The organism is Vibrio sp. CAU 1672 (assembly GCF_029223195.1).
Taxonomy (GTDB): Bacteria; Pseudomonadota; Gammaproteobacteria; order Enterobacterales; family Vibrionaceae; genus Vibrio.
Map to the genome: position 1 here is coordinate 1 of NZ_JARHUF010000020.1, position 14,632 is coordinate 14,632.

Annotated in this window: 8 protein-coding genes; 2 read left to right on the forward strand and 6 right to left on the reverse strand. The window is 51.9% G+C overall.

Annotated features, from left to right (window positions below; genetic code table 11):
* Positions 1-292 precede the first annotated feature (292 nt).
* On the reverse strand, positions 293-1,633 hold the full coding sequence (locus tag P2G85_RS16070; protein ID WP_275865079.1) for an MATE family efflux transporter: 1,341 nt from the start codon (positions 1,631-1,633) through the stop codon (positions 293-295).
* A gap of 193 nt (positions 1,634-1,826) precedes the next feature.
* Positions 1,827-4,601, reverse strand: coding sequence for a glycoside hydrolase family 3 protein (locus P2G85_RS16075; protein ID WP_275865080.1), 2,775 nt, complete (start codon positions 4,599-4,601; stop codon positions 1,827-1,829).
* Between the two features lie 273 nt (positions 4,602-4,874).
* On the opposite strand from P2G85_RS16075, the gene P2G85_RS16080 reads away from it, so the two are divergent.
* On the forward strand, positions 4,875-5,771 hold the full coding sequence (locus tag P2G85_RS16080; protein ID WP_275865081.1) for a helix-turn-helix domain-containing protein: 897 nt from the start codon (positions 4,875-4,877) through the stop codon (positions 5,769-5,771).
* A 174-nt stretch (positions 5,772-5,945) separates the two neighbouring features.
* Here the strand turns inward: P2G85_RS16080 and P2G85_RS16085 are convergent, their stop codons facing one another.
* From P2G85_RS16085 to P2G85_RS16100, 4 genes are all read right to left on the reverse strand, one after another.
* Positions 5,946-7,202, reverse strand: coding sequence for a carbohydrate porin (locus tag P2G85_RS16085; protein ID WP_275865082.1), 1,257 nt, complete (start codon positions 7,200-7,202; stop codon positions 5,946-5,948).
* Positions 7,203-7,561: 359 nt separating this feature from the next.
* Positions 7,562-8,914: a carbohydrate porin gene (locus P2G85_RS16090; RefSeq protein WP_275865083.1), complete on the reverse strand. Its 1,353-nt coding sequence runs from the start codon at positions 8,912-8,914 to the stop codon at positions 7,562-7,564.
* 74 nt (positions 8,915-8,988) lie between these two features.
* Positions 8,989-10,578: a glycoside hydrolase family 16 protein gene (locus P2G85_RS16095; RefSeq protein ID WP_275865137.1), complete on the reverse strand. Its 1,590-nt coding sequence runs from the start codon at positions 10,576-10,578 to the stop codon at positions 8,989-8,991.
* A 144-nt stretch (positions 10,579-10,722) separates the two neighbouring features.
* The gene (locus tag P2G85_RS16100; RefSeq protein WP_275865084.1) at positions 10,723-13,149 is read right to left on the reverse strand and encodes a hypothetical protein; all 2,427 of its coding nucleotides are present in this window, start codon (positions 13,147-13,149) and stop codon (positions 10,723-10,725) included.
* 429 nt (positions 13,150-13,578) lie between these two features.
* Here P2G85_RS16100 and P2G85_RS16105 point away from each other — a divergent pair, with 429 nt between their 5' ends.
* Positions 13,579-14,577, forward strand: a complete 999-nt coding sequence (locus P2G85_RS16105; RefSeq protein WP_275865085.1) for a LacI family DNA-binding transcriptional regulator — start codon at positions 13,579-13,581, stop codon at positions 14,575-14,577.
* The last annotated feature ends 55 nt before the right edge of the window (positions 14,578-14,632 follow it).

Genomic DNA, 14,632 nt, shown 5'->3' on the forward strand with positions numbered 1-14,632 from the left:
TGACTACCTAGCACTTACCCGATTATGTGGTTATCAGGAGGATCGTCCTCTCACGATTTCAATCCCGATCGGTCTGTGACCAATCTTCGTTACATTGTCAGAGCCGCTGCTCTATTCAGGCTCCTAGGTTCATCTGGTGATACAGATGGTTCACTCGTTGAGCGGTGAACAGCGCTTCATACGACTTCACGTCGCACGTCCAACAGTGAGTTACGTTATTTTGTGTGCAGATTACACGATTAGGTCATACGACTTAATCAACACGGTCTAATCGTGTATGAGTTAGTACAGATTAACTGACTTTAAACCTGGTCCACACTTGTGATCGCCAGCGTTTCGCCATGATGATACCGCGCACCCACTCATCCAGCGCAGTGGCCATCCACGCTCCCAGCACGCCATAGCCCATATGGATGCCAAACAGGTACGAAAACACCACCCCCAGGCCCCACATGCTGAGAATGCCCATTTGCACCGGAAAGCGGATATCACCCGCTCCCTTAAGCGCCGAGATAAACACCAGGTTAAACACCCGCCCGGCCTCCAGCACGATGGATCCCATCACTAAAGTGCCGGCCAGCGCCAATATCTCGGTTTGGCCGGTAAACACGCTGAGTATTTCCAGACGGAAAAGGTAAACCAGTGACGTCACGAGCGTCGATACCACAAAACCGACCAGAAAATAGATCTGCACCCGCCTGGCAATGCTGGTGATCCAGCCTTTGCCGACGTAGTAGCCGGTCTGAATTTGCGCCGCCTGGCCGATCGCCAGCGCGAAAGCAAAAGAAAACCGGGCAATGTTCTGCGCATAAGTGAAGGCCGCCAGCGACGCCGTGCCCATCTGCACCACAAAATAGACAATGCAGATCTGCGCCAGATTATACGACAGCACCTCACCGGCATTCATCCCGCCAATCTTGAGGATTTTGTGGTAAACCGCTTTAGGTACCTGCTTTAGCGTCGACATCGGCAGGGCAATGCTACTGCGCCACAGTATCCACGCCAGCAGCAGGGTACCTATCACCTGACTGACCACCGTGGCCACGGCCACCCCTTCCACCCCGTACACCGGCAAGCCAAACGGCTGATACAGGGCAAGGTAGTTGCCAAAAACATTCAGTACGCCACTGATAAGATTCACCACCATCGGCGAACGTGAATAGCCGTGGCTGCGTAAAATGGTGGTGAAGACAATCCCCATCGTGACATTGAATGTCATCGCGCCGCTGATCAACAGGTATTCCCGGGCGTACTGCTCGACCTCTACCTCCAGGCCGTAATACGGCAAAAAATACACCGCGACCAACACCGCCAACACACTCAGGGCGATCCCCACGCCAACAGAGAGCGCGACACTGGCAACGCCTACCTCTACCGACTCATTCTCTCGCCCCGCCCCGTTATACTGGGCGATCAGGATCCCGGTGCCGCTGCTGACAAAGGATGAGACAATGATCAGAAAGAAGGTTAACTGAGTGATCACCCCGACCGCTGACACCGCCTGATCGGAATAGCTACTCAGCATGAACACGTCACTGGTTCCCAACGCCGTGCGCAGAAAAATTTCGACAAGTATCGGCCAGGTCAGTGCCACAATCGACATCCGCTGGCTGATGTTCTGGCTATTCGCCATACTGCTACCCTCTACACAACTAAAAACTGCCCCACAACAAATTGTGAGGCAGTTAACACTATTGACTGATTTTGGGCGCGAATTGTATAGCTTTTGTTCGGGATGTCACGCCTATTTTGATGTTATTGCAGCAAATAATTGGCTTTTTGCCGCGCTGACCACCAAAGCATTATTCCACGCTATACCTCGCCCGCTACTGCTTGGTGAAAACTATCTTTTCCAGCTCCAGACCCGGTTTGACGAAACGGACATCCAGGTTATAAACGCCGGGCGCCAGCTTCACCTGCAGACCTTCGACGTTGATCCACACCCCGTCAGTGCCATGGATGGGCAGGGTCATACCAAACTCATCATTGAGGAACAGGCTGCAAGAGGATTGCGCCAGCGCATCACGCTCATACCTCATCACCCCACTGACCTGATAAACCCCCGGCTCCGATACCGCCACCATCACGGAAGTATCGAGCTTGGTCGCCAGCTCAATCGCGTTTTCGACCGGGTGCACCATCTCGTCCTGGGCTAGCGGCCGGGGGGCAAAGGTTCTGATCGGCTCATATGCTGTTAGCGGGCGTTCCATTACCGGTGCCGACATAATAAAGCGGCAGATGTTCATCGCACTGCGTTGCAGCTCGCCCAGGGTTAACCGGCCGGTTTCCAGCGCTTCCAGGGTGTCATCCCCCATCACGTTACATTCTGCACCATCGTTCTCCACCACCATGTAGAGATCGTTTTGCGCCCGCAGCATAAAGGAGGTGAAGGTTTTATCTTCTTTGCCCGCTTCAATCGGATCATTCATCTTCGCCCACCAGTCGGTCATCACGATACCGGTGTAGCCCCACTCCCCGCGTAATATCGTGGTATTGAGATCATAATTGGAGGCGGTCCAATGGCCATTGACCGGGTTGTAAGCGGTCATGATGGTCGAGGCCCGGCCGTCTTTCACCGCCATTTCAAACGGTTTAATGTGCACCTCACGCAGTGCCCGCTCAGACATGATGCTGTCCACATCCACCCGCGCCGTTTCCTGATCGTTGGCCGCGAAATGTTTGATCGTACCCGTGACACCGGCTTCATCCAGGCCGAGGGTTTGCGCCGCCGCCATCACCCCGGTGATCAGCGGATCTTCTGAGAAATACTCAAAGTTACGTCCGTTGAGCGGATGACGGTGGATGTTAATCCCCGGCCCCAGCAAGGTATCAATCTGATTGGCACGCAGCTCCTGGCCAATCAGGTTAAACAACTGCTGGTTCAAAGGCGGGTTCCAGGTACAGCCCAGTAGCGTGCCAATCGGTACCTGAGTGGCTTTATGACCACTGTCCATACGGATCCCAGACGGACCATCTGCCGCCGCCACCACCGGGATCCCCAGCGCAAACAAACTGTCACAAACACCACCAAAGGCGGCCGCGGTACCCGGCGTCGCTTTCGGGCTGCACATTCCTTCGCCACGCACCAGGATCGCCAGTTGCTCCGGGGTCATCTGGGCCACAAACGCTTCCAGGCTGGCTTTACCCTGCTTAACATCCATCAGCGTGATGCCCTGATCACCGCTCATTTCCAGTGAACGCGGCAGATTGGCGTGAATACGCTCCGACAGCGACACGCTGCGCAGCGGCACCGCTTCGTGTTCCAGGCGATACACGCCAAGGTCATTCGGCTTTCCGGGCTTGATGCGTTCGAAAGCCTGCACCGGTGCACAGGCCTCACTGAGCACCTCCACCAGCAACAGCTGCGCCAGCTCCAGGGTGGCCGCAATCGGCTCGGCCCGGCGAACACTCGCCCCCAGATAAAACTGGTAGCGGCCAGATTCCAGCACGTAACAGTTGCGGTGTCCGGTCTGGCCGCCGTCGTCGTAGGAAGCCAGGGAGGCGACAGGAACCGAAACCCGCACCAGTTGACTGTCCCCCGGCAGGATCACTTCTGTTTTGGCAAACCCCGCCAGGACCCGGGCAGGTTTGCCCAGTTCACCCTGTGGCGCTTCAACATACAGCTGCACCACCTCTTTACCCGCAAACTCGCGGCCAAGGTTGGTCACTTCAATATCAAAATGCAACACAGCGGCCACCCCCTCACCTTGCTGGCGGTATTGCACCAGCTCGCGGCGAAACTCGGTATAAGACAGCCCGGCACCAAATTCAAACTGCACCGCCTCAGGATTGAAGGTTTCGAAATAGCGGTAACCGACATAAATATCTTCTGCGTAAAGATTGCGGTCGGTACGACCAAAGTTGGCCGACGACGGGTAATCCGCCAACCGGTAGGCAATGGTATCAGTCAGGCGGCCACTCGGAGACTGCCGGCCCGAAATCACGTCCGCCAGCCCGTGGCCACCCTCCATCCCGGCCGCCCAGCTGTAGAGGACCGCTTTGATCGACGCATGACCTTCAATGGTGTCTAACCAGGCCATATCCATAATGTTGGTGACGTTCATCACCACGATCACTTCAGAGAAGTGGCGCGCCACTTTGGTCAGCATGTCCTGTTCGCATTCGGTCAGGCGATAACTTCCGGGGGCATCGGCGTTGTCCTGATCTTCCCCTGCGGTGCGGCCAATAAACACCATGGCTTTGTTGGACTGAGCGGCCGCCTCTGCGACCAGTTCATCCGTAAGCGGCATCTCTTGCTGGAACCAGGGCTCTGCCGCCCAGCCACCGCCGCCATCGTCGAACGGGTGCTGCGCTATCCAGTCCTGATACACGGCCACCAGCTCTTCATTGATACGCACACGGCTATTGGCACGCAAACCATCCAGCGCGCTGATGGCGTAAGGCACATTCACCGCCCCGCCAGATCCGGTACCGCTGCGGTAGGTGTCAATCTGACAGCGGCCAAACAGAGAAAGCGTATCGCTGGCCCGTACCGGCAGCACCGCATCCGCATTCTTCAGTAATACAATCCCTTCAGCGGCGGCCTGTCGGCTCACCGGGACCAGCCTCTTTTGCACCTGGCTTATTTGTTTATTGTTCATACACAACCACTCGACCATTTACTTTTGTTTCACGTTCGGCAATCCAGTCACAACCCGGCCAAAACCCCCGGTTGTACGGCATTGCCAATATTCATTAATTATCGCTATCCACCAGGTACCCGGACGCGGCGAACACGCTCTCTCGCATACGGTGCCACCGGCCTGAAAACAGCAAAAATTCCTGATAGATATTCGTTTTGCCGTGGAGAAATAGTATGCTTAGCAGCTGCGCCATTCTACCAATATGGCGACAATTAAAAGGAATATCGCGACATGAGCATTACTTATCAGCTAAAAGCACATCAGAAACACAGCCATCTCAAATTTGCTTACGTTGATGGTCATCACCATTGCGATTTTGCCCCGCACCGGCATGACTTCTCTGAGCTGTTTCTAGTGGTCAGTGGCAGCGGTAAGCACACCGTCGCTGATCAGGAGTACCCGCTGCGCCAGGGGGATGTATTTGTCATTAATGGCGATATTGAACATGGCTTTCGCGATGTCGATAAGCTGAAAATCATCAATCTGATGTTCGATGCCTCGACCCCTTTTTTTGAACTGCCGTCAATGCGCCAGTTATCCGGCTACCAGGCGATGTTTAAAGTCGAACCCATCGCCCGGCAGAGCAAGGAATATCAGGCGAAGCTGACTTTAAGCCAACCACAGTTCGGTGAAATTGAGCAGTTACTGATGCAAATTCATCACGAATACCAGCAGGGCACCGCCGGATTTGAAGTGATGCTCACCAGCCTGATGCAGCAACTGGTCATTGCCCTGTCGCGCTTATATCAGAATCAGACCCAGGATTTGCCGCAAACCACATTAGCCCTGAGCCGGGCGCTGGTGTTCATTGAACAACACTTTAACGAGATTGGGATCAGCAGTGAGACGATTGCGCAGGCCGCATTTATCAGCAAACGCCAGCTGGAAAGGCTGTTTCGCCAGTTCCTCAATACCTCGCCCAACCAATACCTGCGCGAGACTCAGCTTAATCACGCGCTGAAACTACTTAATCAGGAAAATGAACGCCCGGTGCAACAGGTGGCCGAGCTGTGCGGGTTTGCCGACAGTAACTATTTCTCGAAATGCTTCAAACAACGATTCCAGCAAAGCCCCAGAACCTACCGCAAGATGAACCTTTCTCAGGCAAAAAAAAAGCCGCTAAATTAGCGGCTATGAATGGTTGACCATTCAGTGCAATATAATCGAGCTCCCCCGTTGAGTATTCAAGTAACCGTCCTTCAATGGAACTGACGCTACTTAAACTAATTTCTCGCATATTGCCAAGTGGATTCAGTGCGGCCCCCCAAGAACCGCACCAGAGTTAAGAACTCAAGTGGTGGATTACCACCAAGCTTCAAACATTGCGCCAACCGCAAATGTATCCACTTTGTCAGAAGCGACAGCTACACCATCACCATTAACTTTGTTGTCTGCCTCACCTGCTGTAGCGTAAAAGCGCAGCATCGGACGTCCCCAAGGCACACTGTCGATCGCCATGTTTTGTGAAACGGTGATCTTCCATGCCGCATTGCTTTCGTTCGCCTGGTCGTAATCAACCAGAGAGTAGCCCGCTTCTAGCCAGGTTGAGTGCGTATCATCCCATGCGTGCATCGGGCGTACGATGACACTGTAGTTAGTACGATCTTGCGCAGCATTGTCGGCGTATTCTGAATTGTGGTAGGCCAGCTGGTAATCCATGCTGGTTTTGTCGCCCAGAGAAATGCCAGACTGGAAGCTTGCGTAAATGGTGTCTAAACCTTCTGTACGGTTAAACGCAGTGTTGTCAGAGTTGGTGCTGTAGCGCAGGCTCAGTTTCTTGCCAGAGAAATCAAACACCGTGGCAACCTGGAAGGCTTCATCAACATCAGCACTGTCTGACTTGTCATCTGACAAACCGTAGTTCATGTAAATATCAAGGTTATTACCTTCACCTAAAGACAGGCCATGCAGTTTTGAAGTCAGCGCGTAGTTGCCACTGTCACCGGTACCTGTCCAGTTGCTGCCATCGGTTTGACCGACAAAACCAACGTCCAGTTTCAAAGCACCCATATCGAGATTTTTAAAGCCGGCACCCTGACCATCGTGGGTCATCAGAAAGTAGTCGTTCAGACCTTCCTGTGGACGCTGGTGGAAATCACGACCCGCCCAGATGTACAGATCAGGCTGAGCGTCAAATACGTTCGAAACGCCCGCGTAGAACTTTTTCAGGAAGACATCGGCATTACCGACGATGTCGCCATCAACGTCACCCGGCATTTTCCACCAGTTTTCCATCATCACGTTCAGATCCCATTTCGTGCCGTTAGCACCTTCAAATCGTTTTGTGAACTGGAACTCGCCACCGTTGGTTTCATTGCCTAAACGACCCGCTGCATTACCTGCTTTTTGACCAGCAGCACCAACGTAACGGTTGCCGTCAGCTTCAAAATGGAAACCGTAGCGCGCATAACCGGTGAACTGAACATCCGAGCTTTGCTGTGATTCCAGTGCTTCTACACGTTTTAGTAGCGCATCAACGTCCGCGTTTGCAAAAGTTGAAACTGAAGCAAGCGAAGCTGCCACTGCAAGGGTAAGAGGTACTACCTTAAAGTTTTTCATGATAACTCCATCATTTCATTATTATATATAGCCTTATAAGAAAGCGCTTTCTTACGTGAGCAAAATTTTTTGCCCACAAAGAATAAATATTCACCTGAATTCAGATAAAAAGACAGAAACAACCTAAATCAGCGGTAAAAACCTACTCCCTAGCGCTTTTGATTGGCATTATATGGACAAAATCCAGTTGTAAAAGTGATCAAACTCACCAAGAAAGCGCTTTCCTAGTGAGAGCAATCACATTGTCAGTAACTAATCAGAAACCCGAAACCATTTACATCGGAAATTAAAAAAGCCCCAAAGCATATTTGAGGCTTTATATGTGACCCTGGTTTCATTACATCAGGGCAAAGATTAGGTTACCACCAGACTTCCGCCTGGATCCCCAGGATCAGATCAGACTCCGTCTCACCATCGACAATGTTAGTCCAGGAGTCTGGCAGGTAGGTGGCGAACATTCGGATTTCCGGCGCAACACCAATCGATGTCGGCAGAATCACCGTTGGCGCGACGGTCACTTTACTCTGTGTCCACGATCCGCCGTTCCAGTTGTTATAGACATAACCCGCTTCGCCCTGGAGATAGAAGTGTTGGCTGATAGGCATCGTTGGGCGAACCATGGCTGATACCCAGTAGTTGTAACCACCGTCAGAGCGGGCATCGCCCTCCGCCATATCATTGTACTGCGCCTGGATAGACGGGAATAAGCTGATGCCATTCTCGAAGAAATACCCGCCCCAAAGCAGTGCGCGGGCCGAGGTGTCATCGTCTTCTAAATGGGTTAACAGGTAGGTCGCATCGCCCGCCGGCCCCCAGTCATTATGTTGGCCTTGCGCCAGCGATCCCGGGTGGTAGGCATTATAATCGGTGATCGTACCGCCGAGCAGGTTACCCGCACCGAGCCCTTTGCCTGCCTGGACAATAATATTGGAGAAACCGTTTCCAGGTAAGCCAAAGAAACTGCTTAAGTTGTAGGTTGCGGTCAAATCAAAACCCGTTTCCGCCCACTCTTTGCCTTCTCTGTCCCAGTTGTCGGGCATCGCCTTCAGTAAGGCTGACAGTTTTAAGTTACCAAAAGTCGAACTGATATTCACCGCATGAAGCAGGTTATTCAGGTTGGTCTCATTGTTGCCGACTTCTGCCGGATCCGTCTCCCAGCGGTCAATGCTCTCATCGACGCGATCACTCACAATGTAGGCCAGATTCACCACCGATTCCCCGAATTCATAGCCTTGTACACCCAGGCCGGTACCGGACATGTCGTGGTAGAAGAAGTCGGTCATAAAAATATAGTTATCTTCTTTACCGTACTCGCGACGCCCGGCCCATAACGTACCGGATGGCGTGACACCATTCAGCTCAAAGAACGCGTTACCGATGCCGGCTTCCACCGAATCCGCACTGGATGTCAGCGCTGACTCATCCCCGCGTTTACTCAAACCAAAATGGATCTTGAAGTTTCGCCCATCATCAAAATCCCATTTGCTGATCAGTTTGGCGTTGTAATCATTGTCCGCCTCAAGACCCAACCGGCCTAAGGTTTCCTTCTGCCCGGCATAATTTGAGCGCTTAAAGTCATTTTCAGAACTCAGCATAATCCCCGTTCTGAAGTAACCGTGAAACTCAAATCCCTCGGTTTGGTTAGCGCTGGCCAGACTAGGCATGCCCAGTACCGTAGCAATACACAATGCGGTTGTTGTTATTCTCATCATTACCTCTAATCCATTTAGAAAGCGCTTTCTTTTCAAACTCCAGAAAAGCGTCAGTTGATGTATCAATTATCCAGTTATCGTTCGAGACGAATGTTATCGAAGTAGGCCGTCATCGGTTGCTGTGGCTCAATGACTAACAGGTTTTTCACTTTGCTGAAATCTACCGTGCTGCCGGAAGCAAAGCGGTTACCGTTGCGCTTTATGTCCGAAAGCCTGACGCGGACTTCATGCCACTCATCATTGCCGGTAAGCGGTACTGAGTAATCCCCCACAGCAGGCCAGCCGCTGTCGATTTTTACCAGCAACTCAGAACCGCTGGTGTTGCCTTGCGTTTTCAGATCAAACACCAACTCGCCATCAGCCAACCAGTCACTCAAATCCACTTCAGGTGAAATTAGGAAGGCATTCCCGCTGTTGCCGGTTTTGGTCACTTTCATCACCTTGCCGCGCTCTGCCTGATCCTCATAACTGACAGAGACATTCTTTTCCGGATCATAACCACTCATGATCAGGTGTTTATTTAGCGCATCATCAAACAGGGTCAGTTGCTTGCCTTTACCATAACTGGCATCAGCAACAATGATTGCTGGCGCACTGTTTCCTTCCACAAACTGCGCCTCTTCGGATACGGTTGCACACCCTTTGCCCGTTTTTGGATCGACAGAGCATTCGAATACGCGCACATAATCCACCGCCATGGTCTGCGGGAAGATACTGTGGTCAATGCCTTTTTCATTGGTGTTGCCCGCCCATGAGCCACCAACCGCTAAGTTGAGCAACAGATGGAAACGCTCGTTAAAAGGCGCCGGTGCTTCTGCGGTCACCAGCTGGCCATTGTCTTTATACTGGGTGTACCATCCCTGCTGACGCTGCGTGGCGTAATGGATATTATCGACATACCAGCGTATTTCCCCCTCTTCCCACTCAATCGCGTAAGTGTGGAACCCATCGGCGGGATTCAGGTTATCGGGTAAATTAAACTGGGCACCAGAGTGGACGTTTTCCGGCCACTGCCGGCCATAGTGCAAGCTGCCATGAATACGCGACTCAACCTCACCCGGTTGAGCTCCTTTTTTATCGGACTGGGTTTTCAGGTTCACCGCTTCCACAATATCGATCTCACCCGACGCCGCCCATGTGCCATAGACGTTGTCTGTCGGTAGCATCCAGATGGCAGGCCAGGTGCCTTGTCCATACGGCATACGCGCCCTGATCTCAAACCGGCCGTATTTCCAGTCACCTTTATTGACGGTACGCAAACGTGCGGAGGTAAAAGGCAGGGTCGCTTTACTGCGCATGTCCCCGTCCGGGTTATTGGCTCCGGTATAACTGCCCTCCTTGGCGACAATGTGCAGTACGCCGTCTTTCACAAAGGAGTTAACCTGGCGTTTGGTATAACATTGCTTCTCGTTATTGCCTCCCCCCCAACAGTTCTCTTCATGACTCCATTTGGACTTATCAATTTGATTACCTTCAAATTCATCAGACCACACCGGTGTCCAGAGCGGGCCTGGCGTGCCGGTCGGATCCACCAGTTCGTCTGCGGTAAATGTCACCGGTTCACTGGTTGATTGACAGCCCGCTAATGCCACCATTAGCGAAATCGACATTAAGGATAATTTAGGTAACGCACTTTTCTTTACGTTAACCAGCTTGTTTTGCATCATCTTTTTACCATCTCGTTTTTATCTATTTTGGTTCGAACGCTGCATACTCATCTTTGCTGTCGTTCGAACAGCGCAAAGGTGAGGCTTTCTTTATCAACCCATGATCCAGAAAGCCCGCCTCTTAAAGTACTGCTGAGATAATTATTCGAACCAGGATATGTTTCGAATCTGAATATCCGATGCTGTCAGCCCTTCCTTCGACGTGTTATGCACAACAAATGGCTGGGCGATTTTGGTGAGATCTGGTGTGCCGGAAAACTCACTGATATCGACTTCGATGGTCTGCCATTCAGTGGTTAACTGGCGGCTACCTTCATTAAAACGAATCGTGTGGTTAGATGCCCACTCTCCGCCCGTGTCAGACTGGAATCCAACCCCAAAACCGAACTCAGCCAGCACCTTGCCATCCTCGGTGTAGCCACGTATGTCAAACTTAAGTGTTTTGACGTTGCTGAAATCACGCATGGTGTCATCACCGATATGAGCGCCCCAGCCCCAGTCTTTGGCGCCATCAGGCAACGTCGCAACGGTCAGTACGCCATCACTGTCAATTCCGGCCCAGGAGGTGCCTTCCCATGCGATCGCACTTGCGCCACTAAAGGCGCCAGCGCCCAGCACTTTAAATTCACCTTCCAGCGGTGGTTGTTCCACTGGTGCAAAAGGCGAAGGCTGGACGTCCGCCAGTAACGTTTCAAATACACCGCCATAGCTCGCCGAGAACGCACAGTCGCGGGTCAGCCCCAGCTCATTCAGGGTTTCCACTTTGTCCCAGGCGACGTACTTCACATGACAGTCGATATCAATCAGACCGAAATGCTGCTCTGAATGTCCATCATTAGCGGCGTCGCCTTTCCATGGCTCGTCAAAGGCCTGGAAGAAGAACAGCGACACCCCTGAGTTATCTGAGAAATCGCGCATATCATCGTGGAAGAGTTTCTGCTTGTACTCGTCAGCTGCCTGGGTACCACCGGCACCATACGCTTCGTTAGAGAAAGTGGCCCACCCTGTTTCCCCGATATGAATTGGCTTACTCGGATCGACACTATGGACAAATTGCTGCGCAGTGGCGTACTGCTCTAATGAGTGGAGGTAGGCTTTGTCCATCGCGGTCGCAATTTGGGCTTCCTTGCTCAACTCTTGCTCTGCTTCCGGTACTTTCCAGTCTTCACGGAAATCCGGGTGCCACTTGGTATCGTGGAAAGCGTAGGTATGTAAAGACACATAATCCACCGCTTGGATCAGTGCTTTCAAATCTTGCTGGTCGTTATTATTGCCGTTGGCGTCTATCCCTGCCCACACCGCCCAGTTATCCGAGGTGGTGATCCAAAGGTTTTGGGTACTCTCGTTCTCTTGCTTCCAGCTCTGGAAATCGTTAACGTGATTTAAGATGATCGAAGGATGAACCTTATAGGAAGCCGCCCAGTCAACCATCGCCTCGTTACCCACCGCCACGACTTTGACAATATCCGGGTACTTCAGCGCCAACTCTTTCGCTTTGGCGATTTCCAACGCGTTATTGGGCGAGTCCACCGCAGAGTCAATCGGGTTACCAGTCCAGGAGTTCAGTGCGTCAATCCAGACTCCCAGCATCACGTACATTTCAAAGCTCTTGCCGTCAGCCTCGGCTTGATCTTTCAGCTGTCGGATCGCGGCCAAAAGATTTTCGGTATTACTTTTACCGTCGGTTCCTTTGAAACCCTGGGTATTGTAGGTACGCACCATCTTGATACCCATCGCCGAGAGTATCTTCATATCTTCAATATGTTGCGCGACAGATGGGACGGTTTCACCGTCAGCCCGTGCTTTGGTCCGCCACGCGCCATAAGAGATGGCCTGATACTCCGGGTTACCGAGTAACGGCTTGCCGGAATCCGAGACCGGATAGCTTTCCGGCTGAGGCTGATCAAGCAGTCCATAGCCTTCATGACGAACATTGTCCCAGTAGAAGACTCTTTCGGTGCCGGAGTTGCCGAAATCAAAGAAAACGCTTTTCTTGTTAAAAACAAAATCCGGGTTTAGTTCACCGGCTTTTAACTGGGTAAAATCAAACGTCAGCTGTTCCCAGTCGTTCGCCTTCGTCGTATTAACTTCAACTTCAGCAAACTCGTCACCGTTGCTGGCATTTTCGACCTTAAACAACACCGGAAGATCCGCCGCTGGTGAGTATACCCACATGGTAACCTGGCTACGTTCCTCGCTCAGTTCCAGCGCTTTGGAATCGGGTAACGTGGTACCCGCCCACACTTCTGCTGTCGCCGGTTTGGTGGTTTTGATCACCGTGCCCAAAGGCTTGACCGCCTGAAAGCTGGCCGCGGCCACACTATCGGGGTTAACGGCATTGACTTCTGTCGTCGCCCCGCCAAATGGCAGGTGTTCGCCAGACAATAATTCCAGTTTATAGTCAGGTGAAACGGACACTGTTACACTACCGCCTGTATCACCCCCTTCTGGTGGCGCAGTACTGGTACTGTCTTTAAGGCTGTCCTCACCACAGCCCATAAGCGCAAGGGTAATCGCAGAACATAACGCAGCCTTGGCAAATCGAGACCGCTGATTAGTTACTTTCATTCTATCTTTCCTTATTATTTGCTTCGATCTTTCATTTCACCTACCAACCACAAAAGAAAGCGCTTTCTTTTGTGGGGTTAAAAATAGACTTCCTGATGATGTACAGCTAAAGAAGTCTAATAAGAATCGAACCATTCCTTACCCCAAACACTAGGGTTTCTGGTAGACCCGAGACTCTTTTTCTATTCTAGAAACAAATAACCTATGAAAATGTGAGCGCCGCCTATAAGCAAGCGCTTTCTTAGTGCATGGGTCACATTATAGGGCGCGATTAAACGGTGTAATTAACACCTGGGCAAATACCTGCGTCGATCTGACGTTAAATAGCTCAGAAATTTGCGCCAAGTTCATCAAGAAACCTAGGCGTTCACCGCTGGCGCGGGTAAGATAGCGACCAGATTAATCAGCGATAAAATAGAGGGCGTTCCGTTGATCACGATTAAAGAAGTCTCTGAGCTGGCAAAGGTGTCTCAATCAACTGTGTCGAGAGCACTCAATGGCCACCCAACGGTAAAAGAAGCCAACCGTAAGAAAGTCTTTGATGCGATTGAAAAACTTGGCTACAAACCCAATGCATTTGCTCAGGCATTAGCCTCAAGCCGCTCCAACAGTATTGGCATGCTGGTCGGATCGCTTGATGGTCCGTTCTACGGCCCGCTGATGCACAACGCCGAAAACACGGTTCGTCAGAATAACATTCACCTTATCGTCACCAGCGGTCAGGAATCCCACACCCGAGAGCGCGATTCGGTCAACTTTCTGCGCTCCAAGCAGGTTGATGGGTTGATCATCCACTCAGACACACTGTCTGATGACGAGCTGATCGAGGTGATCAAACAGAGCCCTGCGACCGTCATCCTCAACCGCTATATTCCGGAAGTTGCCGATAACTGCATCTACATTGACAATGAGCTCGGTGGCTATCTGGCAACCAAACACATGCTGGAACAGGGCCACACCAAAGTTGCGTGTATTACCGGACAAATGAGCAAGATCGACAGCCGCGATCGCCTGCAGGGTTACCGTAACGCCCTGGCAGAATATGGCATCAGTTATGATGCCAACTTAATTGTCGAAGGCCGCTTTGATCATGATGGTAACCATGACGCCGCACGCCGCCTGCTAGATCGTGATCCGGAAATCAGTGCGGTATTCTGTCAGAATGACAATATCGCCATCGCCGTGTATGACGTCGCCGCAGAGCGGGGCCTGATCATTGGCCGCGACCTGTCAGTGGTCGGCTTTGATAATGATACCCATAGCCAGCACGTCCGCCCGCGCCTGACGACAGTGAACTTCCCCGTCCGGGAAATGGGGTGTGAGGCCGCCAAAGGGGTGATGGCGATGGTCAACAAACAAACTTACCCGCTCAAACACAAACTGACGCCCGAGTTAGTGGTGCGCGATTCCGTCGGGGCACACGCTTAGTCTGCTCGATCGACTTACTGAACAATACAACCAAAAAAGGCCTCAAGTTTACACT

Coding starts and splice junctions, on each gene's coding strand:
- P2G85_RS16070 (WP_275865079.1), bottom strand. CDS start 1,633: ATGGCGAATAGCCAGAACATCAGCCAGCGGATGTCGATTGTGGCACTG.
- P2G85_RS16075 (WP_275865080.1), bottom strand. CDS start 4,601: ATGAACAATAAACAAATAAGCCAGGTGCAAAAGAGGCTGGTCCCGGTG.
- P2G85_RS16080 (WP_275865081.1), top strand. CDS start 4,875: ATGAGCATTACTTATCAGCTAAAAGCACATCAGAAACACAGCCATCTC.
- P2G85_RS16085 (WP_275865082.1), bottom strand. CDS start 7,202: ATGAAAAACTTTAAGGTAGTACCTCTTACCCTTGCAGTGGCAGCTTCG.
- P2G85_RS16090 (WP_275865083.1), bottom strand. CDS start 8,914: ATGATGAGAATAACAACAACCGCATTGTGTATTGCTACGGTACTGGGC.
- P2G85_RS16095 (WP_275865137.1), bottom strand. CDS start 10,578: ATGCAAAACAAGCTGGTTAACGTAAAGAAAAGTGCGTTACCTAAATTA.
- P2G85_RS16100 (WP_275865084.1), bottom strand. CDS start 13,149: ATGAAAGTAACTAATCAGCGGTCTCGATTTGCCAAGGCTGCGTTATGT.